This is a genomic window from Ruegeria marisrubri (genome assembly GCF_001507595.1).
Taxonomy (GTDB): domain Bacteria; phylum Pseudomonadota; class Alphaproteobacteria; order Rhodobacterales; family Rhodobacteraceae; genus Ruegeria; species Ruegeria marisrubri.
Genome location: NZ_LQBQ01000012.1, coordinates 153321 through 177491 on the forward strand (window position 1 = coordinate 153321; position 24171 = coordinate 177491).

A 24171-nucleotide genomic window follows, 5' to 3' on the forward strand; every position below is an offset into this window, starting at 1 on the left:
GCGCTATTGTGCGCCTTTTGCTTTCCGGGAGATGCCGCGCTCGGGGATGAGTTGTTGCGCGATGCCGGCGCTGACCAGATAGACGCTGGTCAGGACCAGACCCCAATGTGCCCAGCTTTGCGGGTCGAAATCCACCCAGGCCGCCCAACCCGCGAAGAAAGTCCATGCAAATGCCATCGGAAGAGACAGGTTGCGCCAGCGCTCGGTGCGGACCGGGTGAATGAATTTCAGCGGTAGGAACATCGCGACTGCCAGCAGCGTCACCAAACTCAGGCTGACATAAAAGTTTGGCTGCAACGCGAAAATCACGATGACGACCATGTTCCAGCAGCCGGGGAAGCCGGAAAAGGAATTGTCCTTGGTCTTCATCCGCGTATCCGCGAAATACATCGCGCTGGCAAAGGTGATGACGATGATGGCGAACCAACCCGTCCAGCCATCCATCAGCCCCGACTTGAACAGCGCATAAGCGGGAATGAACACGTAGGTCAGGTAGTCGATGATCAGGTCCAGCAGAACGCCGTCGAACTCGGGGGCATAGGTCTTGACGTGGTAGTGCCGCGCCAGCGGTCCGTCGACCCCGTCCACCATGAAAGACACCACCAGCCAGAGATACATCAGGCTCCATTTCTCCTCGACAGCGGCAAGCATGGCGAGCATGGCAAAGACGGCACCGGTGGCGGTGAGCAAGTGAACGGCAAGGGCTTTGATCTGAGGCGTCATTGCTCTGTCATGGCCGAAAAGTGAGATGACTGCAAACGGTTGGTGGGCCTTTACAGCGAAAACCTCGTGACCCTCGCGTCAGGCCTTTGGGTGCGTGCGTTGGTAGACTTCCATCAGGCGGGCGGTGTCGACCGCCGTGTAGGCCTGCGTCGTGGAAAGAGAGGCGTGCCCAAGCAATTCCTGGATCGCCCGCAGATCGCCGCCCGCCGCAAGAAGGTGCGTGGCGAAACTGTGGCGCATGGCGTGTGGTGTGGCCGAGGCGGGCAGGCCAAGCTGCATCCGCGCCTTGGCCACGACGCCCTGAATGGCCCGCGGGTTCAACGCGCCACCTCGAACGCCGCGAAACAAGGGGGCGGCAGGCTGGCGCGGGTGCGGGCACAGGCGGAGATAGCGGTCAACGGCCTCTCGCGCGGCGGGGATGACAGGAACGATCCGTTCCTTGCCTCCCTTGCCGGTGATCCGCAGGGTGTGAGGCAGCGGCGCATCCGCCCCGGTCAGGGACAGGGCTTCGGAAATCCGCAGGCCGCAGCCATAGAGAAGCGTTACAACTGCCACGTCGCGCGCCGACACCCAGTCGTTGGTGGACTGCAATTCGACCGTGTCGATCATGGCGCGGGCGGCGTCCTCGGCCAGCGGGCGTGGCAGTTTGCGGGTGAATTTCGGGGCGCGGGTGGACAGGACGGCAGTGGCTTCGAACCCTTCGCGTTCCGCAAGCCAGCGATAGAAGCTTTTGACGGCCGACAGCTTGCGGGCCAGTGAGCGGGCGCCGATGCCGTCGGCGCGTTGCTGCGCCATCCAGGCCCGCATGTCCGAGACCGTGATCCTTTCGAGTGCCGCCAACCCCTCGCGCGTGCCATGATGCGCCGTCATGAAGGCCAGAAAGTCGGTCACGTCGCCGCGATAGGCGGTCAGGGTGTTTTCGGAACGCCCCGCCAGCGCCTTCTGGCTCTCCAGCCAATGCTGAAGGGCGTCCCGGCAGGCTGGCGAGATCAGGCTCACGACAGCCAGTGGCGCATGGCGCGCTCGAACACTCCGGCGAAGAAGGACAGAAGATCAGTGCCGAGTTGCGGCGTGAAGTGGCGAGGGTCGCTTGAGCCCAATGCGATCATGCCGGGAAGCCTTCCTTCGCCAAGATCCAGTTTCAGGCAGGCCTCGGAACGCAGCTGTGCCGCGCGCTCGCCGTAGATCTGCGGCGAGCCCTGTTGCATCTGGCGCAACGTGACCTGACGCGGTGGGCCCTTGCGGTCATGGGTGAGATAGGTGTCGATGAAGCCGGGTTCCGCCACGCACAGGACGCTGCCCATGCGTTTGATCGCGGGGTCCTCGTCGTCCAGGTTGGATTCCAGAACCAGCGTGATCGTGTCGACACGCAGGATCTCGGCCACTTCGCCGTCGAGATCGCTGAGGAAATCCTCGAAATCCATCGGTTCGAGCATCCGCAGGATGGCGCGGTGGATCTGGTTGGTGCCGGCCAGATTTTCGTAGGCCGCCGCTATGACCGAGCGGTGAGTGTCCTCGAGCCGGTCCAGCCGGGCTTCGAGCCGTTCCATGGCGATCCCGCGCAGGTCGATGATGTTGTCGCCCAGTGCCCGCTCGTTGGCGGCGACCAGAGCCTGCATCAGGTCCTTGTCGTCAAGAATGGCGTCGGGCTTGGCGAGAATCGCGGCGCGAAGATGATCTTCGAGTTTGGGGCTGCTGCTCATGTCGGGTCCGTTTTTCTTTTGTTTGGACGGCTTATAGCATGAGTTTGCTGCATTGCCTTGGCAAAATTGCCCAAAGGCCGATGCGGGTGTGACCGGGAAGACGCGGGTCGAAACCAGGCTCTCCCGCCCGCCGAAGCCCGATCAGAGATCGGTCGCCGCCGGTTGGGCCGGGCGCGGCGCCCGACGGCGCCGCGCGGTCGCTTGTTCGGTCAGCGAGTCGACCGAAAATTACGGTTCAGAGGATTTTCTGACCGGTCTTGGCCCAATCCGACATGAAGGACTCCAGCCCCTTGTCGGTCAGCGGATGGTCGGCCAGCTTCTTGATCACGGCTGGCGGCGCGGTGATCACGTCGGCGCCGATCCGGGCGCTGTCGGCCACATGGTTCACCGACCGGATCGAGGCCGCGAGGACTTCGGTTTCGAAACCGTAGTTGTCATAGACCTGACGGATGTCGGCGATGAGTTCCATGCCGTCGAGGTTGATGTCATCCAACCGACCGATGAAGGGCGAAATGAAGGTCGCGCCGGCCTTGGCGGCCAGAATTGCCTGGTTGACCGAGAAGCACAGGGTGACGTTGACCATCTGGCCTTCGTCGGTCAGCGTCTTGCAGGCCTTCAATCCGGCCCAGGTCAGCGGCACCTTGACGGCGATGTTGGGGGCGATCCCGGCCAGCTTGCGGCCCTCGGCGATCATGGCGTCGGCCTCGGTCGCCACGACCTCGGCGGATACCGGGCCGTCGACCAGCTCGCAGATCTCTTTCGTGACCTCGAGAATGTCACGGCCGGATTTCAGAATCAGCGACGGGTTGGTGGTCACGCCGTCCACCATGCCAAGGTCGTTCAGTTCAGCGATCGCGTCGATCTCGGCGGTGTCTACAAAGAATTTCATGGGGGCAGTCCTTTGATGGGTTGGCCTCAGTCGCGCTTGCCTTTACCCCAAAGGAACACCTGCTGAAACCCCTGCTGAGGAAAGGCGACAGTTGAACGGCGCGGAATTCTTCGAACAGGACGAACTGGTGTCGGTTCTGACGACGCAGCCACTGGACAGGGCGCTGGATTACAAGGCGCCTGAGGGGGGCTGTTTTCGGGGCGCCTTCGTGGAGGTGCCTCTGGGACCGCGCAAGGTGTTGGGAGTTGTCTGGGGGGCGGGGCAGGGCAATTTCGACCGCTCGAAAATCCGCTCGGTCATCCGGGTTCTGGATGTCGCGCCCATGCGGGAGGAGATGCGGCTGTTCCTTGGGCGTGCCGCGGATTACACACTGACACCGATGCCGGCCATGCTGCGCCTTGCCACGCGGGCGCCGGGGTTGGGCGATCCGCCGTCGATGCGCAAGATCTATCGGCTGGGCAGCGGGACCGCGGAGCGGATGACCGACGCCCGGGCGCGGGTGTTGGAGGTGCTGCGGGACTATGGCGGCCTTGCCTTTACACTGAAGGAACTGGCCGAGATGGCCGGGGTTACGTCTTCGGTGATCAAGGGGCTCGTCAAGCTGGGCGCGGTGCGCGAAGAGGACAGCCCGCGCGACCTGCCGTTTCCGACGCTTGATCCAGACATGCCTGGAAAGAAGCTGACCGAGGACCAGTCGGCGGCGGCAGAAGCCCTGCGCCAATCCCTGCGCAGCGGCCAATACGGGACCACGTTGCTGAAGGGGGTCACCGGCTCGGGCAAGACCGAGGTCTATCTGGAAGCCGTGGCCGAGGCGTTGCGGCTGGGCAAGCAGGCGCTGGTGCTGTTGCCGGAAATCGCGTTGACGGCCGAATTCCTGACCCGTGTCGAGGCTCGGTTCGGCGCGCGCCCGGCTGAATGGCATTCGGGGGCGACCATGACCGAGCGCCGACGGGTCTGGCGCATGGTGGGGCAGGGGGATGCGCAACTGGTCGTCGGCGCGCGCTCGGCGTTGTTCCTGCCCTTCCGCAATCTCGGCCTGATCATCGTCGATGAAGAGCACGACACCTCGTACAAGCAGGAGGATGGGGTTCTCTACAACGCGCGGGACATGGCGGTGCTGCGGGCCTCGATCTGCGGGGCGCGGGTGGTGCTGGCCAGCGCCACGCCCTCGCTGGAAAGCTGGGCCAATGCCGAGGCGGGCAAATACGACCGGCTGGACCTGAGCGCCCGGTTCGGGGCGGCGGTGCTGCCCGAGATGAAGGCCATCGACATGCGGGCCGAGCAGTTGCAGCCGGGTACATGGATTTCACCGACCCTGCGTCAGGCGGTTCGCGCGCGCATGGAGGCGGGGGAACAGTCCCTGCTGTTCATCAACCGCCGGGGCTATGCGCCGGTTACCCTGTGCCGGGCCTGCGGCCAGCAGATCGGTTGCGATCATTGCGACGCGCGCATGGTCGAGCACCGGTTTCTCAAACGGCTGATGTGCCACCAATGCGGCGAGACCAAACCCATGCCCGAGGCCTGCCCCTCATGCGGGGTCGAGGGCAAGCTGGCCCCGGTCGGCCCGGGCATCGAACGCCTGGCCGAAGAGGCCGAGGCGACCTTCCCCGAGGCCCGCATCGCCATGCTCAGTTCCGACCTGTTCGGCTCGGCCCGGGCGCTGAAGGCCAAGATCGAGGAAATCGCCCAAGGCGACGCGGATCTGATCATCGGCACGCAGCTGGTGGCAAAGGGTCACAATTTCCCGAAACTCACGCTGGTCGGCGTGATTGACGCGGATCTTGGGCTTCAGGGGTCGGATCTGCGTGCGGCCGAGCGGACGTTCCAACTCATGCGGCAGGTGGCAGGCCGCGCCGGGCGGGCCGAGCGGCCGGGGCAGGCCCTGTTGCAGACATTCCAGCCGGAACACCCGGTGATCCGCGCGATCCTGTCGGGCGACGAGGAAGGGTTCTGGAAAGCCGAGGCGGCCGAGCGACAGGCAGCCGGAGTTCCGCCCTATGGGCGCATGGCGGGGATCATCCTGTCGGGCCCCGAGGTCGGCCCGGTTTTCGATATCGGCAACATGCTGGCGCGCAACGATGGCCCATTGCGGCAGATCGGGGCGCAGGCCTTTGGCCCGGCCCCTGCGCCGATCGCACGAATCCGTGGTCGGCACAGGGTACGTCTGCTGGTCAAGGCGCCGAAGGGAGCCCCCTTGCAGGATGCCATAGCGCGCTGGATCGCGCCTCTGAAACTCAAGGGCGATATCCGGCTGGCGGTGGATATCGACCCGCAAAGCTTCTTCTGAACGGCTTCAGACCGTGACAGGTTCGGCTTTCTGGTCGATCAGGAAATCCGTCGCCATCGCACCGATCCACATGCAGAACAGGGCAAGCCACGCCGTTCCGACAAAGATCGAGCCTCCGGTGACACCGGCGCCGATGGCGCAGCCGCCGGCCAGCATGCCGCCGAACCCCATCATTGCGGCACCGATCATGGCCTTGCGCATGGTCACGGCATCGTCAAAGGCCTGAAAGCGCATCTCGCCAGCCAGCCATGCGGCCAGCATCGCACCGATGAAGACACCCGGCACCAAGCCGATGTCGAATTCCAGAATCGTATCGCGCTCCAGAAAGAACATCAGCGTATTCGCCGAGGGGCCGGTGAAGGTTGCGCTTTCGATCTGCACGGGCTCGAAAGCGATCTGCGCCAGCGAATAGGTCAACACCCATCCCACGGCCACGGCGAACCCGACGCCCGAAGCGAAGATCAGGCGCGAGGCCCCGATTTTCTGCCGAAAGGACAACACCAGCGCGACGATTGCAAAAGCGATGCCGATGAGCAGGCCGCCGTAGCCGGGCAGCCCCAGCGTCGCCAGTAGATCCACGTTTCGTCCGCCCTCGGTGATCCAGAGTGCCGCGAGATGGTCGCGCGCGGGTGACAGGACACCCGAAAGGCTCATCTGCGCGACGACTGCGAAGATCAGCCCCGATACGACGGACCGCAGGTTGCCGGTCGCCGCCAGCACCAGAAGCCTGCCAGAGCATCCACGGGCCAACACCATGCCGGCCCCGAACATCAACCCGCCGATGATCGCGCCGGACCAGCTGCCCGGAACCGCCATCATCCGCGCGTCCGCCGAATCCATCAGCCCCAACAATTGCGCCGCCTGCACCCAGACCACCGCAGTCGAGAAGGTCAGGAACCAGACGGCCACCTTGTCTTCGAGCCGCCCCCGAGCAAATTCGACCGTCGCGGCACGCAGGCAGAATCGCGACCGCTGTGCCGCCACCCCGAAAATGATTCCCGTGATCAGGCCGAACAGGGCCGCTGTCGGCGCTTCTCCCACTCTTTCGACGAGGCTGACGAGGTCCACAGTGCTCTCCTTTGGTATTCACAAAATACTATATATTATTTGCCAGAGCTTGTCCGCATTGATGCAGATCAGATGTGCAGGCTTCGGATTCCTCTCGCAAAGGGGCGGCAATGAGCGTAGAGGTCCTCTCATGATGAAACCCGTCCCCTTGGCCGAGGCGGAAAATCTGCCCTTCTGGCGCCGACCCGTCACGTTGTTGTTCGTCATGGCTCTGACCATGCCCATCGCGTTCAATTCGTGGAATGCGCTGCTCAACAACTTCGTCATCGAAGCGGCGAATTTCGACGGCGCCGATATCGGCCTGCTGCACACGGTGCGAGAGATCCCGGGCTTTCTGGCCATAGGCGTCATCGCGGTGATCCTGTTCATCCGCGAGCAGGTTCTGGCGATGATTTCGCTGATGTTGTTGGGGGTGGCCACGGCCGTGACCGCGTGGTTCCCCAGCTTGGGTGGGCTGCTTTTCGTCACGCTCTTCAGTTCGATCGGGTTTCACTACTACGAGACCGTGAACCAGTCGTTGCAGTTGCAATGGCTGCCCAAGAGCCGCGCGCCGCAGATACTCGGCTGGCTGGTGGCGGCCGGTTCGGCGGCGACACTGGTGGTCTATGGGCTGATCGTGCTGACCTGGGAGAGGTTCGACCTGTCCTACAACACGGTATTCATGGCGGCTGGCGGGCTGACTGCTTTGCTCGCGCTGTTCTGCCTGTTCGCCTATCCGCAGTTCGAATCGCCGCATCCTCAGACAAAGAAACTGATCCTGCGCCGGCGCTATTGGTTGTATTACGCGTTGCAGTTCATGGCGGGTGCGCGTCGGCAGATTTTCGTCGTTTTCGCCGGCTTCATGATGGTCGAGAAATTCGGGTTCGAGGTTCACGAACTGACCGGGCTCTACCTGATCAATCTCGTTATCAATATGCTGGTCGCACCGGTTCTGGGCAAAGCCGTCGCCCGGTTCGGCGAGAGGCGCACGCTGATCTTCGAATATCTCGGGTTGGCGACGGTATTCGCCGCCTATGGTGGGGTCTACTGGTTCGGCTGGGGCGTGGTTCTGGCCGCGATCCTCTACGTGATCGACCATATCCTTTTCGCCTTGGCGCTGGCGTTGAAGACCTATTTCCAGAAGATCGCCGACCCGGCCGATATCGCGCCGACCGCAGCGGTTGCCTTCACAATCAACCATATCGCTGCTGTGTTCCTGCCGGTGCTGCTGGGGCTGTTGTGGGTGATCTCGCCGGGTGCCGTGTTCGGACTGGCCGCGATGATGGCACTGGTGTCGCTGATGTTGTCCTTGCTGATTCCGCGCCATCCGGAACCGGGCAACGAAACGGTGCTTTCGAGGTTTGCGCCGGCGCCTGCGGAATGAGCGGGCACGCCTGAGAGAGTGTGTGAAACCTTACGGGCGATGATGATCGTCTTTTCAGGCGCCAACGGCAAAGCTTGACCTTGCGCCGCCGCCGCCCTACGCGCATTCAGACAGATTCAGGAGACACTGATGCCGACATACACCGCTCTGACCACGTTGAAAGGCAAGGCCGCCGCCGAAGGGCTGGGCGAAGCGATGGAGCGTCTGGAGCCAGAACCTACCGGGGTCGGCGTGTTCGAGGTCGAGGACGGCTCGGGCTTGTGGGAGGTCGGCGGCTATTTCACCGAGGCGCCGGATGAAACGGCATTGGCTCTTCTGGCGGCGGCCTTCGAGGCGAAACCTTTCGTTGTTTCGGAACTGCCCGAGACCGATTGGGTCGCACATGTTCGGCGTGAGCTGGCACCGGTCGAGGCAGGCCGTTTCTTTGTCTATGGCAGTCACGACGCGGACAAGGTTCCCGAAGGGAGCATTCCGCTGTTGATAGAAGCGGCCATGGCTTTTGGCACCGGTCATCACGGAACCACGTTGGGGTGCCTGAAGGCGTTGAGCAAGCTGACCGACGAAGGTTTCCAGGCAGCGAAGGTGGCTGATATCGGATGTGGTACGGCGGTTCTTGCCATGGCGGCCGCACGCGTCTGGAAGGGCGAGGTTCTGGCCAGCGACATTGATCCGGTCGCCGTGGAGGTGGCCGAGGCGAATCTGCGTGCGAACGGGATGGACGGGGCTGTGAAGTGTATTGAAGCGGCAGGCTTCGACCATCCTGAAATCAAGAACACTGGCCCGTTCGACCTTGTCTTTGCCAATATTCTCAAGGGCCCGCTGGTGGCGCTTGCGCCCGATGTCGCTGCGAATCTCAGGCCTGGTGGCTATGCCATCCTGTCGGGGATCCTCAACGAGCAGGCCGGTGACGTCATTTCGGTTTATCTCGAAAATGGCGTCAATCTTTGCACGAGTGAGGAAATTGGTGAATGGACGACCCTGATCTTAAGGAAATTGGGCTGAAATATGTCCTGATACCCTTCGTTCTTTGCAATTCGTCACGATTTTGACGAATTTCCCCTGTAGCGTTCAGAAATTTGATGGTGGGCGTTTTGGAGGCTGCCATGACCGGACAGCACATGGAATTTGATCGGCGCGTACGGCGCTTGACGAAAAAGCACGAGAAGATGTCGCGCGGCTACCGCATGCAACTGCGTTCGGATGGTCTCGTCGTCATGAGACCGCGCCGCGTTCGCTCGGCGATCCCGATTCGGGTGCTGGCGCTATGCGTGTGCGCCTTCTTTGCATTCAAGGCGCTCCTGCTCACGACCATCGGGGTATCGCCCTATGACGAACGCGTCCAACGACTGCGCGATGGAACCCCGGTGGAGGTTGCCGGTGCGTGGGTAATGCAAAGGGAACCTGTTTCGGAATTTCTGGCTTCGAAATTCACGCAGTTCATGTACTGAGGAAACGCAAAGAAAAACGCCGCGCCAGGGAGGTTGCGCGGCGTTTTCTTTTTGCCCCAGAGGGAGGAGTGGGGCGGGGAGAAAGGGTGAGTGGTGGTTTAGCGACCGCCGGCGGCGACGGCTTCGATGTCGCCGCGGCACAGGCCGATATCCTCCAGTTCCCGGTCCGTCAGACTGGACAGCGCGTTGCGGGTTGCGCGGGCGTCATTCCATTCCACGATTGCGTTCACGATCGATGCGAAGAATGCGCCGATACGGCCAGCAAAGCCGAACGAGCCAGTGGTGGCGCGGGTAGTGTCCAGAGCAGCCATATCCTGTTCCTTTCTGATTTGGAGTGAGTGGTGCAGTTTTCAGTCAGCGGGCATCTAGTCAGGTCGCATTCATTGTGCAAGTGCAGAAAATGCATGTTTGCCATGCGATTCATGCAAGGGTCATATTGCTTGAAATGCCTTGAAACATTGGGGGTTTTCGGCACCTCAAACAGGTCGTATTCGGGCCGCGAGGTGGCGTTTTCCGGCCGCGATGTCGCGCTCTGAACACCTCTGTCGCTTTTGTGCGTGAGGTTAAAGCGCTTGGAAAATGTTCTTGTTTCGTGCTAATCGAGAGAAAAGGCACGAAAATCTGAGCAGGCCGAGGCGGAACATGCGGATTCTGGGCATTGATCCGGGGTTGAGAACCCTGGGATGGGGCGTCATCGAATCGCATGGCAGCCGCCTGAGCCATGTCGCCAATGGGCTGTGCCATTCGGATGGCGACGATCTGGGCGAACGCCTTCTGTCTCTTCACAACCAGATCGTCGAGGTCATAGCCGCTTATGAACCCGACCAGGCGGCGATCGAACAGACCTTCGTCAACAAGGACGGTGCGGGCACGCTCAAGCTGGGGCAGGCGCGCGGCGTGGCCTTGCTGACCCTAGCGCAGGCGGGGCTGCCGGTTGGCGAGTATGCCCCGAACCGGGTCAAGAAAACGGTGGTGGGGGTCGGTCATGCAGAAAAGGAACAGGTGCTGCACATGGTCAAGCTGCAATTGCCCGGCTGCCAACCCAAGGGGGCCGATGCGGCCGACGCGCTGGCGATTGCCATTTGCCATGCCTATTACGGTCCTTCAAAATCGGGGCTGAAGGAGGCGCGGGCATGATCGGCAAGCTGACGGGACGCCTGGAATATCGCGCCTCGGATCACATCCTGATTGACGTGCGTGGCGTCGGCTACATCGTCTATTGCTCTGACCGGACCATGGCGGCGCTGCCCGGCGTGGGCGAGGCGGTTTCGCTTTATACCGACATGGTGGTTCGCGAAGACCTCATGCAGCTTTACGGATTCCCGTCGCTGATCGAGAAGGAATGGCACCGCCTGCTTTGCTCGGTTCAGGGAGTGGGGGCCAAGGTCTCGCTGGCGATCCTCGGTGCGCTGGGGCCGGACGGCGTGAGCCGGGCCATAGCTCTGGGCGACTGGGCGTCGGTGAAGGCGGCCAAGGGGGTCGGCCCGAAAACGGCGCAGCGCATCGTGCTCGACCTCAAGGACAAGGCACCGGGCGTCATGGCGATGGGCGGAACCGTGGTCGACGCGATGGATGGACCTGCGACCGAGGCCGCGGAGCCGGCCGAAGCCGCGCCGGTTCCGGCACGCAAGAAACCCGCTGCCCGGTCGGGCGGTTCGGCAGCAGCCTCGGCAGGGGCGTTGTCGGCGCTGTCCAATCTGGGTTACGGTCCGTCCGAGGCCGCGGCGGCGGTCGCCGAAGCCTCGGCTGCCGAGCCGGAAGCGGGAGAGGCGGAACTCATCCGCTCTGCGCTTCGGCTCTTGGCTCCGAAGGGGTGAATGAGAAATGATTGACGCGGACCCCACCATTCGGCCGGACCCTCTGCCCGAAGACAATGACCGAGCGTTGCGGCCGCAAGGTCTGGACGAATTCATCGGGCAGGCCGAGGCGCGGGCGAACCTGCGGGTCTTCATCCAGTCCGCCCGTCAGCGCGGCGAGGCGATGGACCACACGCTGTTTCACGGGCCGCCCGGTCTGGGCAAGACGACGCTGGCGCAGATCATGGCGCGCGAGCTGGGAGTGAATTTCCGCATGACCTCGGGGCCGGTGCTGGCCAAGGCCGGTGATCTGGCGGCGATCCTGACCAACCTCGAGGCGCGGGACGTTCTGTTCATCGACGAGATCCACCGGCTGAACCCGGCGGTCGAGGAGGTGCTCTATCCCGCGATGGAGGATTTCGAACTTGACCTCGTGATCGGTGAAGGCCCTGCCGCGCGCACGGTCCGGATCGAGTTGCAGCCCTTCACGCTGGTCGGAGCCACGACGCGGATGGGACTTTTGACGACGCCGCTGCGTGACCGGTTCGGCATTCCGACCCGGCTGCAATTCTACACGGTCGATGAACTGCACGAGATCGTCACCCGAAATGCGCGAAAACTGGGCGCGCCGGCGGATGAGGACGGTGCGCGAGAGATTGCGCGTCGATCGCGCGGGACGCCCCGGATCGCGGGCCGGTTGCTGCGCCGGGTGGTGGATTTTGCCGTGGTCGAGGGCGACGGCCGGATCACCCGGGATCTGGCGGATGGCGCCTTGACGCGGCTGGGGGTGGACCACCTGGGGCTGGACGGGGCCGACCGCCGGTATCTGAGGCTGATCGCCGAAAACTATTCCGGAGGTCCGGTGGGCATCGAAACTCTGTCGGCGGCCCTGTCCGAAAGCCGGGACTCGCTGGAAGAGGTGATCGAACCCTTCCTTCTGCAACAGGGACTGATCCAGCGCACGCCGCGTGGCCGAATGTTGGCGCAGAAGGCGTGGGAGCATCTGGGCCTGCCCATGCCCAAGCGGCAGACCGATCTCTTTGGTTGAAGCCGCGCGCCCGAGAATTTATGCCTCCGGCGGGAGTATTTGCAAAATGATGAAGACCTGCGCGTGACACCGGAAGAGATCGAAGCCCTGTTTACCCGCGAAAGCGGCGAGTTTGTTTTTGCCCGCTGGGGGCGCCCCATCGTGCCGGTTGTCTTTGGTGTCGAGGAGCAGACCCTGTCGGTGGTCAAGGGCGCCTTCGAGGCGGTGGTCGCGCTGGCCGGGCACAAGATGGCCGAGACCGACCCTGAACTGGGCGCCAACTGCATGGTGTTTTTCTTTCGGGATTGGGAAGAGTTGCTGGAGGTGCCCGACCTCGACCGGCTGATCCCCGATCTGAAACCGCTGGTGGGGCGGCTGGTCGCTGCCGGGGCCAATCAATACCGCGTGTTCCGGTTCGATGAGGGCGGCGCGATCAAGGCGGCCTTCGTGTTCCTGCGGATGGATGATGAACTGTCGGCGCTGCCCGCGGAAACGCTGGCCTTGAGCCAGGTGGTGCAGACCATCCTTCTGTGGTCCGACACCGCGTTCCGCGCGCAGTCGCCTCTGGCGATTGCCGGTGACGCAACGATCCTGAGGCCCGACATTGCCGGGTTGATCCGGGCTGCCTATGATCCGGTTCTGCCGGGAGCGGCGCGGGACAGCTCCCATGCGCTGAGGTTGTTTGCCCGCATGGAGCGTCCGCAATGAAGCATGTCTTCCACGTTCGTGTCTATTACGAGGACACCGACATGGGGGGCATCGTCTATCATGCGAACTATCTCAGATACATCGAGCGCGCCCGGTCGGAATGGGTGCGCGAGCTTGGCAACGATCAGAACGCCATGCGCGACGAAGGGATCGTTTGGGTCGTTCGCAAGATCGAGGCCGAGTATCTTTCGACGGCGAAGTTCGAGGACGAGTTGACCGTTGAAACCTGTATCGAGTCGCTATCAGGTGCGCGGCTGACCATGTCGCAAGTGGTGAAGCGCGGCGAGGCCGACATATTCCGGGCGACCGTCACGGCCGTCTGCATGAACGCGGCCGGGAAACCGGTGCGGCTGCCGGCAGAGATTCGCGCATTGATGTAACATTTGCCTGAATGGTGGTGGTTCCAATGGAAATCGGTCCACAACTGCGTTAGCGTTTGGAAAAACAAGGCCGAAGGGCCCGATCAGGCAGGAAAAGAGCAGGTTCATGGAAGCTGAAACGCTGGCGCTGGCGCAGGAGATCGATTTCTCCATGTGGGGGCTGTTCGCCCGTGCGACTTTCATCGTCAAATTGGTGATGCTGATGCTGTTGGTGGCATCCTTCTGGTCCTGGGCCATCATTATCCAGAAGCTGATCAACTATCGCGCGGCACGGCGCGAGGCGCAGGCCTTTGACGAGGTGTTCTGGTCCGGTAACCCGCTGGACGAGCTGTTCGACCAGATCGGGCCGCAGCCCGAGGGCAGTTCGGAAAAGATATTTGCCGCCGGGATGATCGAATGGCGGCGATCGCACCGAAACGACGGCGGCCTGATCGCCGGCGCCCAGGCGCGGATCGACCGCTCGATGGACGTGGCGATCGCGAAAGAGGCAGAAGTTCTGCAAAAGGGCCTCCCCGTGCTTGCCACTGTTGGCTCGACGGCACCGTTCATCGGGCTGTTTGGTACCGTCTGGGGCATCATGCATGCCTTCATCGAGATTGCCGAACAGCAGAACACCAACCTTGCGGTCGTGGCACCGGGCATCGCCGAGGCACTGCTGGCCACTGGGCTGGGCCTGATGGCGGCGATCCCCGCCGTGATCTTCTACAACAAGCTGAGCGCGGACAGTGACCGGATCGTTGGGGGCTATGAGGCCTTTGCCGACGAGTTCGCCACCATCCTGTCACGCCAACTGGACAGCTGAGCCATGGGCGCGGCGGTTCAGCAGAATGGGGGCAACGGACGCCGGCGTGGTCGGCGGCGGGGTCGGGCGCGCCCCATGTCCGAGATCAATGTCACCCCTTTCGTCGACGTCATGCTGGTGTTGCTGATCATCTTCATGGTCGCCGCGCCGTTGCTGACGGTGGGCGTGCCGGTCGAACTTCCCAAAACCGCGGCGAACGCCTTGCCGTCGGACAGCGAAGAGCCTTTGACCGTGACCCTGACCGCCGATGGACGGGTGCAGATCCAGACCACGGATGTCGCCCCCGAGGAACTGGTTGGAAAATTGCGGGCCATCGCCGCCGAGCGGACAAGCGACCGGGTTTTCCTGCGCGCCGATGGCAGCCTTCCTTACGTCCAGGTCATGCAGGTCATGGGGGCGTTGAACGCGGGCGGATTTTCCAACGTGGGCCTTGTGACCGACACCGGCGGGCCGACGCTGGACGAAGGCGGAGAGTGAGGCCGCGCGGTGGATACCGGCACCAAGATTTCGGCGATTGCCCATGTGACCCTGATCGGGTGGGCCTTGATCGGCGGCACCTTCCGGTCCGAGCCGTTGCCGTTCGAGGTGCAGGACGTGTCTGTGATTTCGGCTGAAGAATACGCGGCGTTGTTCGCCCCCAAGCCGGCTCCCGAAGTTTCGGATACGCCGGCAACTTTGGACGAGCCGCCGAAGCAGGAGGACGAGGCCGCCGTGCCGGAGCAGACCGAGGTCGAGCAACCGCGCCCGGAAACCATTGCTCCGTCCGAGCCCGAGACGGAAGAGTTGCCCGAGGCCGTGGTGGAAACGCCGGACCCGGATGTGGTCGAAGAGGTGCCTGCCCTGGACCAGCCCGAGCCCGACATCGCGGCCTTGCCGGTGCCCCCCGGCGCCAAGCCCAAGCCGAGGCCGGCGGAAAAGGTCGCACCACAGCCGGTGGCGCCGCCCCCACCCGAGGTCAAGCCCGATGACGTGGAAACCCCACCGGTCTCCACCGAGCAGGGGGCTGAAACCCCGCGCGAGGAGCAGGAACAGACCGCACCCGAGGAAGCCACCGACCAGATCGTGACCGAGGCCGAGCAGAGCAACGAGCTGGCACCGGATCGTTCGCCGCGCCCGCCTGCACAGCGTCCGCGGCGTCCGGAACCAGCGCAGACGGCCGAGGCCGAGGAGGCGAAGCCCGCAACCGACGACGCGGTCAGGGACGCGCTGGCCGAGGCGCTGGGCGAAGCGCAGAACGAACAACCGGCCCCATCAGGCCCGCCCTTGACGGGCGGCGAAAAGGATGCGCTGCGTATTGCAGTCTCGAATTGCTGGAATGTCGGTTCCTTGTCCACCGAGGCGCTCAAGACGACGGTCGTTGTGGCGGTCGCGATGAACCGCGATGGAACGCCGGTCATCGACAGTATCCGGATGGTGGACAGTTCGGGCGGATCGTCCGGTGCAGCGCAGCAGGCTTTCGGTGCGGCACGACGGGCGATCATTCGCTGCGGCGCCAAGGGATACAACCTGCCGGCCGACAAATACGGCCAGTGGCAGAACATCGAAATGACATTCAACCCCGAGAGGATGCGGATCAAATGATGAAATTCCTGACCAGCCTCTTTCTGGGTGCGGCATTGCTGGCCGCTCCGGTGCATGCGCAGAACCAGCCACTTCGGATCATCATCGACGAGGGGGTGATCGAGCCGATGCCCTTCGCGGTGCCGGACTTCGTCCCCGACAGCCCGGCGGCGGCAGACTATGCGCGCGAAATCACGCGGGTGGTTGCCTCGGACCTGACGGGAACCGGGTTGTTCCGCGAGATCCCCTCGGACGCTTTCATCAGCCCGGTCAGCAGCTTTGAGGCGTCGGTCCAGTTCGCCGACTGGAAGGCGATCAATGCGCAGGCGCTGGTGACGGGCGCGGTGAATGTCTCGGGCAACCGCCTGTCGGTTCGCTTCCGCGTGTGGGACGTGTTCTCGGGGGCCGAACTGGGTGACGGGCTGCAATTCGCTGGAACGGTCGACGGCTGGCGGCGCATGGCCCACAAGGTGGCCGATCAGGTCTATAGCCGGATCACGGGCGAGGGGCCCTATTTCGACAGCAGGGTGGCATTCGTTTCGGAAAGCGGCCCCAAGGATCAGCGGCGCAAGCGGTTGGCGATCATGGACTACGATGGCGCAAATGTTCAGTATCTGACCGACAGTTCCTCGATCGTTCTGGCGCCGCGGTTCTCACCCACCGGCGACCGGTTGCTTTATACCAGCTATGAAACCGGGTCGCCGCGCATCTACGTGCTGGATGTGAACAGCGTCAAGCGGCAGGTCCTGCCGACGCAAGAGGGCACGATGAGTTTCGCGCCCCGGTTCTCGCCGGATGGCAAGACGGTTCTCTATTCACTGGCACAGGGTGGCAATACGGATCTCTGGCGGATGGACATCTCGACCGGCAACAGTGTGCGGCTGACCAGCGCGCCCTCGATCGAGACGGCCCCCAGTTATTCGCCGGACGGCAGCCAGATCGTTTTCGAAAGCGACCGTTCAGGCACGCCGCAGCTATACATCATGCCCGCCAACGGGGGCGAGGCGACGCGGATCAGCTTTGGCAAGGGGCGATATGGCACGCCTGTCTGGTCGCCGCGCGGCGACCTGATCGCCTTTACCAAGCAGAGCAAGGGGCGGTTCCATATCGGCGTCATGCGCATCGACGGCAGCGAAGAACGGTTGCTGACGGCCTCGTTCCTGGACGAAGGGCCGACTTGGTCGCCCAATGGGCGGGTGATCATGTTCACGCGCGAAACCCAAGGGGCCAGCGGGCGCTCGACGCTCTATTCCGTGGATATCTCGGGACGCAACCTTCGTCCCGTTCGCACGCCCGACGGCGGCAGCGACCCGTCCTGGTCGCCGCTGCTGAACTGAGGCGGCCTTGGCGCGCCCGGTAGCGTTCACACAGGCCGGGCAGTGTGTTAGAGAGAGACAAACAACAGGAAGAGTGAGGCAATCGGAAATGAACGTATTGGGCAAACTGGCAGCCCTCGGCGCGCTGACGCTGGTTGCGGCCTGCAGCAACAATGATCCCTCCACATGGGGAAGTGGCGGAGCCGGCGGCAGCGGCGCTTTGGCGCCGGGATCGGTCAGCGATCCTCGCTCTCCGGCCTATTTCCAGCAGGCGGTCGGTGATCGTGTGCTGTTCGAGGTGGACCAGTCGACCCTGACGCCGGCCGCACAAGCGACGCTTCAGGCGCAGGCCGAATGGCTGATGGCCAACCCTGACTACACCGCGACCATCGAGGGCCACGCGGACGAGCAGGGAACGCGGGAATACAACCTTGCACTGGGCGCGCGACGCGCCAATGCCGCGCGCGAGTTCCTGGTTTCGCGTGGCGTCGCCGGCAACCGGCTGACGACCGTGAGCTACGGCAAGGAGCGCCCGATCGAGATCTGCAGCGAAGAATCCTGCTATGCCAAGAACCGCCGGGCCGTCACCGTTCTGACCGGCTCGACCACGGGGTAGGATCATGCGCATCGCGGCACTGGTTCTGGCTGCAGTCGTAGCAACCACTGGGCTGGCCCGGGCGCAGGACCAGCAGACTTTGGCGGACATCCGGCAGGAACTGACGGTTTTGCATGTGGAGATCCAGCGCCTCAAGCGCGAGCTCTCCACCACGGGCGCACCGTCACCCAACCTGGCAAGCAGTTCGGTTCTGGAGCGGGTCGATGCCATCGAGACCGAGTTGCAGCGCCTGACCCGGCAGACCGAACAGCTGCACCAGCGGATCGAAAGGATCGTGGCTGACGGGACCAACCGGATCGGCGATCTCGAGTTTCGTCTGGTGGAACTGGAAGGGGGCGATCTTGCCGCCTTGGGTGAAACCACGACGCTTGGCGGCGATCAGGACGAGAGTGCCACGAATACCGTTGTCGTCCCCGCGCCGACAGAGCCGGAAACCGAAGAACTGGCGGTCGGCGAACGCGCGGACTTTGATGAGGCCTCTGCGGCTCTGGAAAAGGGTGATTTCCAGACCGCTGCCGCGTTGCTGGCCAATTTCGACACCAACTATCCCGGCAGCCCCCTGGCGCCCGAAGCCAATCTGAAGCGGGGGCAGGCTTTGGAAGGTCTGGGTGACACCCGCGAAGCCGCGCGCGCCTTCCTTGCCAGTTTCACCGGTGATTCCGAGGGGCCGGTGGCACCGCAGGCCTTGTTCAAGCTCGGGGAGGCGCTGGGTCGTCTGGGGCAGGTGGAACAGGCCTGCATCACGCTGGGTGAGGTGTCCGTGCGGTTCCCGAATTCCGAGGCGGTAAAGGATGCCAGTCAGGAAATGGCGGCACTGGGCTGTTCTTGACCTCTGACTCCAAATCGCTTCGGGATCAGGTTCGCGCCCTGCTGCCGGGCGATTTGTCGCGCCGGTTGGGCGTCGCTGTCTCGGGGGGCGGCGACTCGGTGGCTTTGCTCGATCTGTTGGCCGGTATCGCCGCGACAGAAGGCGTCAGCCTGTTCGTCGCGACGGTGGATCACGGTCTGCGCCCTGACTCCGCGGATGAGGCGGCGGGTGTTGCCGACTTGGCCAGGCGCCTGAACCTGCCGCATGAAACGCTCCGTTGGGAAGGCTGGGATGGATCGGGCAATTTGCAAGATCAGGCCCGGCGGGCCCGGTACCGGTTGCTGACCGAGTGGGCAGAACGGAACGGGGTCGAGGCGATCGCGTTGGGACATACCGCGGACGACCAAGCGGAAACCGTGCTGATGCGCCTTGCGCGTGCGGCAGGGGTGAACGGTCTGGCCGGGATGCCGGCGCAGCGTATCGAGAATGGTATCCTGCTGCTCAGGCCGCTTCTGGGAATCACCCGTGCGCGCTTGCGCGAGCACCTGCGCGAGCGTGACCTGTCATGGGTCGAGGATCCGTCCAATCAAGACCTGCGCTATGACCGGATCAAGGCGCGCGATGCACTTGCGCATCTCGAACCGCTTGGAATCACGACCAATACGCTGGTTCGCGTGGCGCAGAACATGGCGCAGGCCCGCGACGCGCTTGATCGATATACGCAAGAAACCGCCCGGACCCTGGTGCGGATCGACGCGGGCGACGTCCTGTTGGACCGGAACGGTTTTCTTGCACTGCCCGACGAAATCTCCCGCCGGCTGCTGGTCGGGATCGTCGGTTGGATTGGCGGAGCCGGCTATCCCCCACGCAGCAGCGCGGTGCAGCAGGCCGTCAAGGCGGTCCAGGACAACGCGCCCGCTGTGCTGGGTGGGTGTCTACTATTGCCCTCGGGCGGCGTTGTGCGATTTTGCCGGGAATACAATGCTGTTCGGGACGTGACAGCCATGCCGGGCGAGGCCTGGGATCGCCGCTGGGTCGTAAAGGGGCCGGAAATCCAAGGCCTGTCCGTGCGGGCCCTGGGCGAAGAAGGGTTGCGGCAGCTCCCGGATTGGCGCGTAACCGGCCGCCCGCGGGCTGCTCTGGCCGGGACTCCTGCCGTTTGGAAGGGCGACGAATTGCTTGCGGCTCCGGTCGCCGGGTTCGCCGCTGAGTGGAGCGCGGACCTCGTCGCTGGCAGCGAAGAGTTCTTTACTTCTCTTTTATCGCATTGAACCTGCCTCAATCATCTCTATTTTAAAGCCCAAGTCGGCGACCTCCTCCTCAGCCGAACAAGATTTTGGGAGATTTTTCTTGGGCAACGCTCGTAACATCGCCTTCTGGGTCGTTCTGTTTCTGCTCATCCTCGCTCTGTTCAACCTGTTCAGCGGGTCGGGTGGAACGCTTCAGAGTCACGAAAAGACCTATACCGAATTCGTCAGCGCCGTTAACTCGGGCGAAGTCAGCCGCGTTACGCTGGATGGCGAGCAGATCCGGTATCGCACCAACGACGGACGGGACTACATCACCATCAAGCCCGGCGATGCCGAGGTGACCGAATTGCTGATCGACAAGGACATTCCCGTCCGCGCCGAGAAACAGCAGCAGTCGGGGTTCCAGTCCTTCATCATCACGCTGCTGCCCTTCCTGCTGCTGATCGGCGTCTGGGTCTATTTCATGAACCGGATGCAGGGCGGTGGCAAAGGCGGCGCGATGGGCTTTGGCAAATCCAAGGCCAAGATGCTGACGGAAAAGCACGGTCGTGTGACCTTTGACGACGTGGCGGGCATCGACGAGGCCAAGGAAGAACTGGAAGAGATCGTCGAATTCCTGCGCAACCCGCAGAAATTCTCGCGCCTTGGCGGCAAGATTCCCAAGGGCGCGCTGCTGGTCGGCCCACCGGGCACCGGTAAGACCCTGCTGGCCCGCGCGATCGCGGGTGAGGCGGGCGTGCCCTTCTTCACCATCTCGGGTTCGGACTTCGTCGAAATGTTCGTCGGCGTGGGGGCGTCGCGTGTGCGCGACATGTTCGAGCAGGCCAAGAAAAATGCGCCCTGCATCGTTTTCATCGACGAGATCGACGCCGTGGGCCGCCATCGTGGCGCCGGATACGGCGGCGGCAATGATGAACGCGAACAGACGCTGAACCAACTGCTGGTCGAAATGGACGGGTTCGAGGCGAACGAAGGCGTCATCATCCTCGCCGCGACCAACCGCAAGGATGTGCTGGACCCGGCGCTGCTGCGCCCCGGCCGGTTCGACCGCCAGGTAACGGTGGCAAATCCCGACATCAAGGGGCGCGAGAAAATCCTCGGCGTGCATGCGCGAAAGACGCCTTTGGGACCGGATGTCGATCTGCGCATCATCGCGCGCGGGACGCCGGGCTTCTCGGGGGCCGATCTCGCCAACCTGGTGAACGAGGCCGCGTTGATGGCGGCCCGCGTCGGTCGTCGCTTTGTCACCATGGAGGACTTCGAGAACGCCAAGGACAAGGTGATGATGGGGTCCGAGCGCCGCTCGATGGTGCTGACGGCCGAACAGAAGGAAAAGACCGCCTATCACGAGGCCGGCCACGCGGTTGTCGGTCTGGTTCTGCCCGAGTGCGACCCGGTCTACAAGGCAACCATCATTCCGCGCGGCGGCGCGCTGGGCATGGTTGTCTCGCTGCCTGAAATGGACCGTCTCAACTGGCACAAGGACGAGTGCGAGCAAAAACTGGCCATGACAATGGCCGGCAAGGCTGCCGAGATCATCAAATATGGTCCCGATCATGTCTCCAACGGCCCGGCTGGTGATATTCAGCAGGCCAGCCAGTTGGCGCGTGCAATGGTGATGCGCTGGGGGATGTCGGACAAGGTCGGCAACATCGACTATGCCGAAGCCCACGAAGGGTATCAGGGAAACACGGCCGGCTTCTCGGTTTCCGCCCACACGAAGGAGTTGATCGAAGAGGAAGTGAAACGCTTCATCCAGGAGGGTTATGAGCGCGCCTTCCAGATCCTCAACGAACACAAGGAGGGGTGGGAACGTCTGGCGCAAGGGCTGCTCGAATATGAGACGCTGACCGGCGAAGAAATCAAGCGGGTCATGAAAGGCGAATCGCCGCACGAAAGCGACGATGAAAGCGGCGGATCCGATACGGGCCGTGTGCCCAGCGTAACCGCGATTCCGAAAACCAAGATAAAGAAGGCGCCGCCCGAAGAGGGGATGGAGCCCGAACCCACCTCGTGACATGTTGCAAGAGACCCGGGATCGCCCCGGGTCTTTTCGTATTACGACAGGGAAGTCCGGGTGCCGGCACATGCGCTGCTCGGCGGCTGGCGACGTCTCGACGGAAAGGCCGGCCCTTGTGCGGGCGTCGTGGACAGCGGCGGCCAGCCCTTGCTCAATAAGGGCCTGCTGTTTCCTATTTGATGCAGGCGTTGCAAGGGCACGCCGCTTCACGGCGTGATTATGTCGGAATCCATATCTACTGCCGGTGTACACAACGGTATGGGTTGACCAGCACCGACGCACCGCGCCGGTTTTGCACGGACTTCAATCAGGGACCCTGCCCAATGAGCTACAAATCCGACATCGAAATCGCCCGCGAGGCGAACAAGAAACCAATTCAGGAGATCGGCGCCAAGCTGGGAATCGCCAGCGAAGATCTGCTGCCGTATGGCCACGACAAGGCAAAGGTCAGCCAGAATTTCATCAACTCGGTGCAGGACCGCGTGGATGGCAAGCTGATCCTGGTGACCGCGATCAACCCAACCCCTGCGGGTGAGGGCAAGACCACCACCACCGTTGGCCTGGGCGACGGCCTGAACCGGATCGGCAAGAATGCGATGATCTGCATCCGCGAAGCCTCGCTGGGTCCGAACTTTGGCATGAAAGGCGGGGCCGCGGGCGGCGGCTATGCGCAGGTCGTTCCGATGGAAGAGATGAACCTGCATTTCACAGGCGACTTCCACGCCATCACGTCAGCGCACTCGCTGCTGTCGGCGATGATCGACAACCACATCTACTGGGGCAACGAGCTGGAAATCGACGAGCGCCGCGTGGCCTGGCGTCGTGTGGTCGATATGAACGACCGCGCTCTGCGTGACATCGTGGTGTCGCTGGGTGGTGTGTCGAACGGCTTCCCCCGTCAGACGGGCTTTGACATCACCGTGGCGTCGGAAGTCATGGCAATCCTGTGCCTCGCCAACGACCTGGAAGACCTGCAGAAGCGTCTGGGTGACATCATCGTGGCCTACACCCGGGAACGCAAGCCGATCTACTGCCGTGACATCGGCGCCGACGGCGCAATGACCGTTCTGCTGAAAGACGCGATGCAGCCGAACCTGGTGCAGACGCTGGAAAACAACCCGGCCTTCGTGCATGGCGGCCCGTTCGCCAACATCGCGCATGGCTGCAACTCGGTGATCGCCACCAAGACCGCGCTGAAACTGTGCGACTATGTCGTGACCGAGGCCGGTTTCGGCGCCGACCTGGGGGCCGAGAAATTCATGAACATCAAATGCCGCAAGGCAGGTATCGCCCCGTCGGCGGTTGTCATCGTGGCCACCGTGCGCGCGATGAAGATGAACGGTGGCGTCGAAAAGGCCGATCTGGGCGCGGAAAACGTCGAGGCGGTCGTCAACGGCTGCGCGAACCTGGGTCGCCATATCGAGAACGTCAAATCCTTCGGCGTTCCTGTTGTCGTGGCCATCAACCACTTCGTCACCGACACCGATGCCGAAGTGCAGGCCGTCAAGGACTACTGCGCCGAGCATGGCGTCGAGGCGGTTCTGTCCCGTCACTGGGAACTGGGCTCGGAAGGCTCGGAAGACCTGGCGCGCAAGGTGGTCGAGGTGGCGGATGCCGGCACCGCGAACTTTGCGCCGATCTACCCGGACGACATGCCGCTGTTCGAAAAGATCGAAACCATCGCCAAGCGCATCTACCGTGCTGACGAGGTTCTGGCCGATGCCAAGATCCGCAACCAGTTGAAGGATTGGGAAGCTGCCGGCTACGGCAACCTGCCGGTCTGCATGGCCAAGACCCAGTATTCCTTCTCGACCGACCCGGCGCTTCGCGGGGCGCCCGTGGGCCATTCGGTGCCGGTACGCGAAGTGCGCCTGAGCGCGGGTGCCGGTTTCATCGTCGTGGTCTGCGGCGAGATCATGACCATGCCGGGTCTGCCGCGCAAACCTGCGGCCGAGTCGATCTGCCTGAATGCAGAAGGTCAGATCGAGGGCTTGTTCTAAGCTCGCAAATGATACATCCCGTGGCCCGGGAGGAAACCACCCGGGCCGCAGGAGAAAACCATGCCCCCTCTGACACCACCGCAAGATTGTGCCTCGATGCAGCAGCTGCGGGTCCAGATTGACAAGCTTGACCGGCAGCTGATCGAAATGCTGGTGATACGCGCAGGTTACATCGACCGCGCGGCCGAGCTGAAACCCGGCGAGGGCCTGCCTGCCCGCATACCGGACCGGGTCGAAGAGGTGGTTGAAAATGTCCGCGCCAAGGCCGACGCAACGGGGATGGACCCTGATCTGGCCGAGCGGCTTTGGCGCATTTTGATTGACTGGTCCATCGCCCGCGAAGAGCGGGTGCTTGGCGTTGGTGGGCCGCATGTGGACGCAGTTGGATCGTGACCTGGGGCGGAAGC

The 24171-nt window shown here is 63.1% G+C and carries 25 protein-coding genes; 19 read left to right on the forward strand and 6 right to left on the reverse strand.

Annotated elements, in window-relative coordinates; genetic code table 11:
• Window positions 1–3: 3 nt before the first annotated feature.
• The 4 genes from AVO45_RS07790 to fsa all read right to left on the reverse strand — a co-directional run bounded on the left by AVO45_RS07790 (window position 4) and on the right by fsa (window position 3315).
• Window positions 4–723 carry a CDP-alcohol phosphatidyltransferase family protein gene (locus tag AVO45_RS07790; RefSeq protein WP_068345642.1) on the reverse strand — a complete coding sequence of 240 codons (720 nt, stop codon included), beginning with the start codon at window positions 721–723 and terminating at the stop codon, window positions 4–6.
• Between the two features lie 78 nt (window positions 724–801).
• Window positions 802–1722, reverse strand: coding sequence for a tyrosine recombinase XerC (locus tag AVO45_RS07795; protein WP_068345644.1), 921 nt, complete (start codon window positions 1720–1722; stop codon window positions 802–804).
• Complete coding sequence (locus tag AVO45_RS07800) at window positions 1719–2426, reverse strand: DUF484 family protein (RefSeq protein WP_068345646.1); 708 nt, start codon at window positions 2424–2426, stop codon at window positions 1719–1721. The genes AVO45_RS07795 and AVO45_RS07800 overlap by 4 nt, the downstream gene beginning before the upstream one ends.
• 235 nt (window positions 2427–2661) lie before the next feature.
• On the reverse strand, window positions 2662–3315 hold the full coding sequence (fsa, locus tag AVO45_RS07805; protein WP_068345648.1) for a fructose-6-phosphate aldolase: 654 nt from the start codon (window positions 3313–3315) through the stop codon (window positions 2662–2664).
• A 91-nt stretch (window positions 3316–3406) separates the two neighbouring features.
• Here fsa and AVO45_RS07810 point away from each other — a divergent pair, with 91 nt between their 5' ends.
• Window positions 3407–5602 carry a primosomal protein N' gene (locus AVO45_RS07810; protein WP_068345651.1) on the forward strand — a complete coding sequence of 732 codons (2196 nt, stop codon included), beginning with the start codon at window positions 3407–3409 and terminating at the stop codon, window positions 5600–5602.
• Between the two features lie 6 nt (window positions 5603–5608).
• Here the strand turns inward: AVO45_RS07810 and AVO45_RS07815 are convergent, their stop codons facing one another.
• Complete coding sequence (locus AVO45_RS07815) at window positions 5609–6670, reverse strand: YeeE/YedE family protein (RefSeq protein ID WP_068345653.1); 1062 nt, start codon at window positions 6668–6670, stop codon at window positions 5609–5611.
• A gap of 130 nt (window positions 6671–6800) precedes the next feature.
• Between AVO45_RS07815 and AVO45_RS07820 the strand changes: the two genes are divergently transcribed.
• The 3 genes from AVO45_RS07820 (at window position 6801) to AVO45_RS07830 (ending at window position 9481) form a co-directional block, all read left to right on the forward strand.
• On the forward strand, window positions 6801–8033 hold the full coding sequence (locus tag AVO45_RS07820; RefSeq protein WP_068345655.1) for an MFS transporter: 1233 nt from the start codon (window positions 6801–6803) through the stop codon (window positions 8031–8033).
• 129 nt (window positions 8034–8162) lie between these two features.
• Complete coding sequence (locus tag AVO45_RS07825; protein ID WP_068345657.1) at window positions 8163–9035, forward strand: 50S ribosomal protein L11 methyltransferase; 873 nt, start codon at window positions 8163–8165, stop codon at window positions 9033–9035.
• A gap of 101 nt (window positions 9036–9136) precedes the next feature.
• Window positions 9137–9481, forward strand: coding sequence for a hypothetical protein (locus AVO45_RS07830; protein ID WP_068346659.1), 345 nt, complete (start codon window positions 9137–9139; stop codon window positions 9479–9481).
• Window positions 9482–9579: 98 nt separating this feature from the next.
• Here AVO45_RS07830 and AVO45_RS07835 read toward each other — a convergent pair whose 3' ends face one another.
• On the reverse strand, window positions 9580–9792 hold the full coding sequence (locus AVO45_RS07835) for a DUF1127 domain-containing protein (RefSeq protein ID WP_068345659.1): 213 nt from the start codon (window positions 9790–9792) through the stop codon (window positions 9580–9582).
• Window positions 9793–10123: 331 nt separating this feature from the next.
• On the opposite strand from AVO45_RS07835, the gene ruvC reads away from it, so the two are divergent.
• The 15 genes from ruvC to AVO45_RS07910 all read left to right on the forward strand — a co-directional run bounded on the left by ruvC (window position 10124) and on the right by AVO45_RS07910 (window position 24157).
• Window positions 10124–10618 (forward strand): crossover junction endodeoxyribonuclease RuvC, encoded by a 495-nt coding sequence (ruvC, locus tag AVO45_RS07840; protein WP_068345661.1) that lies wholly within the window; start codon window positions 10124–10126, stop codon window positions 10616–10618.
• The gene (gene ruvA / locus AVO45_RS07845) at window positions 10615–11298 is read left to right on the forward strand and encodes a Holliday junction branch migration protein RuvA (protein WP_068345663.1); all 684 of its coding nucleotides are present in this window, start codon (window positions 10615–10617) and stop codon (window positions 11296–11298) included. The genes ruvC and ruvA overlap by 4 nt, the downstream gene beginning before the upstream one ends.
• 7 nt (window positions 11299–11305) lie before the next feature.
• Window positions 11306–12325, forward strand: coding sequence for a Holliday junction branch migration DNA helicase RuvB (gene ruvB, locus AVO45_RS07850; protein ID WP_068345665.1), 1020 nt, complete (start codon window positions 11306–11308; stop codon window positions 12323–12325).
• Between the two features lie 63 nt (window positions 12326–12388).
• Window positions 12389–13012 carry a hypothetical protein gene (locus AVO45_RS07855; RefSeq protein ID WP_068346661.1) on the forward strand — a complete coding sequence of 208 codons (624 nt, stop codon included), beginning with the start codon at window positions 12389–12391 and terminating at the stop codon, window positions 13010–13012.
• Window positions 13009–13392: a tol-pal system-associated acyl-CoA thioesterase gene (gene ybgC / locus AVO45_RS07860; RefSeq protein ID WP_068345666.1), complete on the forward strand. Its 384-nt coding sequence runs from the start codon at window positions 13009–13011 to the stop codon at window positions 13390–13392. Before AVO45_RS07855 ends, ybgC begins: the two co-directional genes overlap by 4 nt.
• A gap of 106 nt (window positions 13393–13498) precedes the next feature.
• Entirely contained in the window at window positions 13499–14194 is a 696-nt protein-coding gene (tolQ, locus tag AVO45_RS07865; protein WP_068345668.1) for a protein TolQ, read from the forward strand.
• A 3-nt stretch (window positions 14195–14197) separates the two neighbouring features.
• Window positions 14198–14671, forward strand: coding sequence for a protein TolR (gene tolR, locus AVO45_RS07870; protein ID WP_068345670.1), 474 nt, complete (start codon window positions 14198–14200; stop codon window positions 14669–14671).
• A 9-nt stretch (window positions 14672–14680) separates the two neighbouring features.
• Window positions 14681–15775, forward strand: coding sequence for an energy transducer TonB (locus tag AVO45_RS07875; RefSeq protein ID WP_068345672.1), 1095 nt, complete (start codon window positions 14681–14683; stop codon window positions 15773–15775).
• The gene (gene tolB, locus AVO45_RS07880; protein WP_068345674.1) at window positions 15772–17091 is read left to right on the forward strand and encodes a Tol-Pal system beta propeller repeat protein TolB; all 1320 of its coding nucleotides are present in this window, start codon (window positions 15772–15774) and stop codon (window positions 17089–17091) included. Before AVO45_RS07875 ends, tolB begins: the two co-directional genes overlap by 4 nt.
• 88 nt (window positions 17092–17179) lie before the next feature.
• Window positions 17180–17686 (forward strand): peptidoglycan-associated lipoprotein Pal, encoded by a 507-nt coding sequence (gene pal / locus AVO45_RS07885; RefSeq protein WP_068345676.1) that lies wholly within the window; start codon window positions 17180–17182, stop codon window positions 17684–17686.
• Window positions 17687–17690: 4 nt separating this feature from the next.
• Window positions 17691–18515 (forward strand): tol-pal system protein YbgF, encoded by an 825-nt coding sequence (gene ybgF, locus AVO45_RS07890; RefSeq protein ID WP_068345678.1) that lies wholly within the window; start codon window positions 17691–17693, stop codon window positions 18513–18515.
• On the forward strand, window positions 18512–19765 hold the full coding sequence (gene tilS / locus AVO45_RS07895) for a tRNA lysidine(34) synthetase TilS (RefSeq protein WP_240482098.1): 1254 nt from the start codon (window positions 18512–18514) through the stop codon (window positions 19763–19765). The genes ybgF and tilS overlap by 4 nt, the downstream gene beginning before the upstream one ends.
• A 79-nt stretch (window positions 19766–19844) precedes the next feature.
• Entirely contained in the window at window positions 19845–21761 is a 1917-nt protein-coding gene (ftsH, locus tag AVO45_RS07900; protein WP_068345681.1) for an ATP-dependent zinc metalloprotease FtsH, read from the forward strand.
• A gap of 326 nt (window positions 21762–22087) precedes the next feature.
• Window positions 22088–23764 carry a formate--tetrahydrofolate ligase gene (locus tag AVO45_RS07905; RefSeq protein WP_068345683.1) on the forward strand — a complete coding sequence of 559 codons (1677 nt, stop codon included), beginning with the start codon at window positions 22088–22090 and terminating at the stop codon, window positions 23762–23764.
• 60 nt (window positions 23765–23824) lie between these two features.
• A complete protein-coding gene (locus AVO45_RS07910; protein ID WP_068345685.1) occupies window positions 23825–24157 on the forward strand; it encodes a chorismate mutase in 333 nt (110 codons plus the stop codon).
• Window positions 24158–24171 lie beyond the last annotated feature (14 nt).

Bases quoted from the DNA above. Each gene is read 5' to 3' on its own strand.
- AVO45_RS07790 (WP_068345642.1), bottom strand. From the start codon at position 723: ATGACGCCTCAGATCAAAGCCCTTGCCGTTCACTTGCTCACCGCCACC.
- AVO45_RS07800 (WP_068345646.1), bottom strand. From the start codon at position 2,426: ATGAGCAGCAGCCCCAAACTCGAAGATCATCTTCGCGCCGCGATTCTC.
- fsa (WP_068345648.1), bottom strand. From the start codon at position 3,315: ATGAAATTCTTTGTAGACACCGCCGAGATCGACGCGATCGCTGAACTG.
- AVO45_RS07820 (WP_068345655.1), top strand. From the start codon at position 6,801: ATGATGAAACCCGTCCCCTTGGCCGAGGCGGAAAATCTGCCCTTCTGG.
- AVO45_RS07825 (WP_068345657.1), top strand. From the start codon at position 8,163: ATGCCGACATACACCGCTCTGACCACGTTGAAAGGCAAGGCCGCCGCC.
- AVO45_RS07830 (WP_068346659.1), top strand. From the start codon at position 9,137: ATGACCGGACAGCACATGGAATTTGATCGGCGCGTACGGCGCTTGACG.
- AVO45_RS07835 (WP_068345659.1), bottom strand. From the start codon at position 9,792: ATGGCTGCTCTGGACACTACCCGCGCCACCACTGGCTCGTTCGGCTTT.
- ruvC (WP_068345661.1), top strand. From the start codon at position 10,124: ATGCGGATTCTGGGCATTGATCCGGGGTTGAGAACCCTGGGATGGGGC.
- ruvA (WP_068345663.1), top strand. From the start codon at position 10,615: ATGATCGGCAAGCTGACGGGACGCCTGGAATATCGCGCCTCGGATCAC.
- ruvB (WP_068345665.1), top strand. From the start codon at position 11,306: ATGATTGACGCGGACCCCACCATTCGGCCGGACCCTCTGCCCGAAGAC.
- ybgC (WP_068345666.1), top strand. From the start codon at position 13,009: ATGAAGCATGTCTTCCACGTTCGTGTCTATTACGAGGACACCGACATG.
- tolQ (WP_068345668.1), top strand. From the start codon at position 13,499: ATGGAAGCTGAAACGCTGGCGCTGGCGCAGGAGATCGATTTCTCCATG.
- tolR (WP_068345670.1), top strand. From the start codon at position 14,198: ATGGGCGCGGCGGTTCAGCAGAATGGGGGCAACGGACGCCGGCGTGGT.
- tolB (WP_068345674.1), top strand. From the start codon at position 15,772: ATGATGAAATTCCTGACCAGCCTCTTTCTGGGTGCGGCATTGCTGGCC.
- pal (WP_068345676.1), top strand. From the start codon at position 17,180: ATGAACGTATTGGGCAAACTGGCAGCCCTCGGCGCGCTGACGCTGGTT.
- ybgF (WP_068345678.1), top strand. From the start codon at position 17,691: ATGCGCATCGCGGCACTGGTTCTGGCTGCAGTCGTAGCAACCACTGGG.
- AVO45_RS07905 (WP_068345683.1), top strand. From the start codon at position 22,088: ATGAGCTACAAATCCGACATCGAAATCGCCCGCGAGGCGAACAAGAAA.
- AVO45_RS07910 (WP_068345685.1), top strand. From the start codon at position 23,825: ATGCCCCCTCTGACACCACCGCAAGATTGTGCCTCGATGCAGCAGCTG.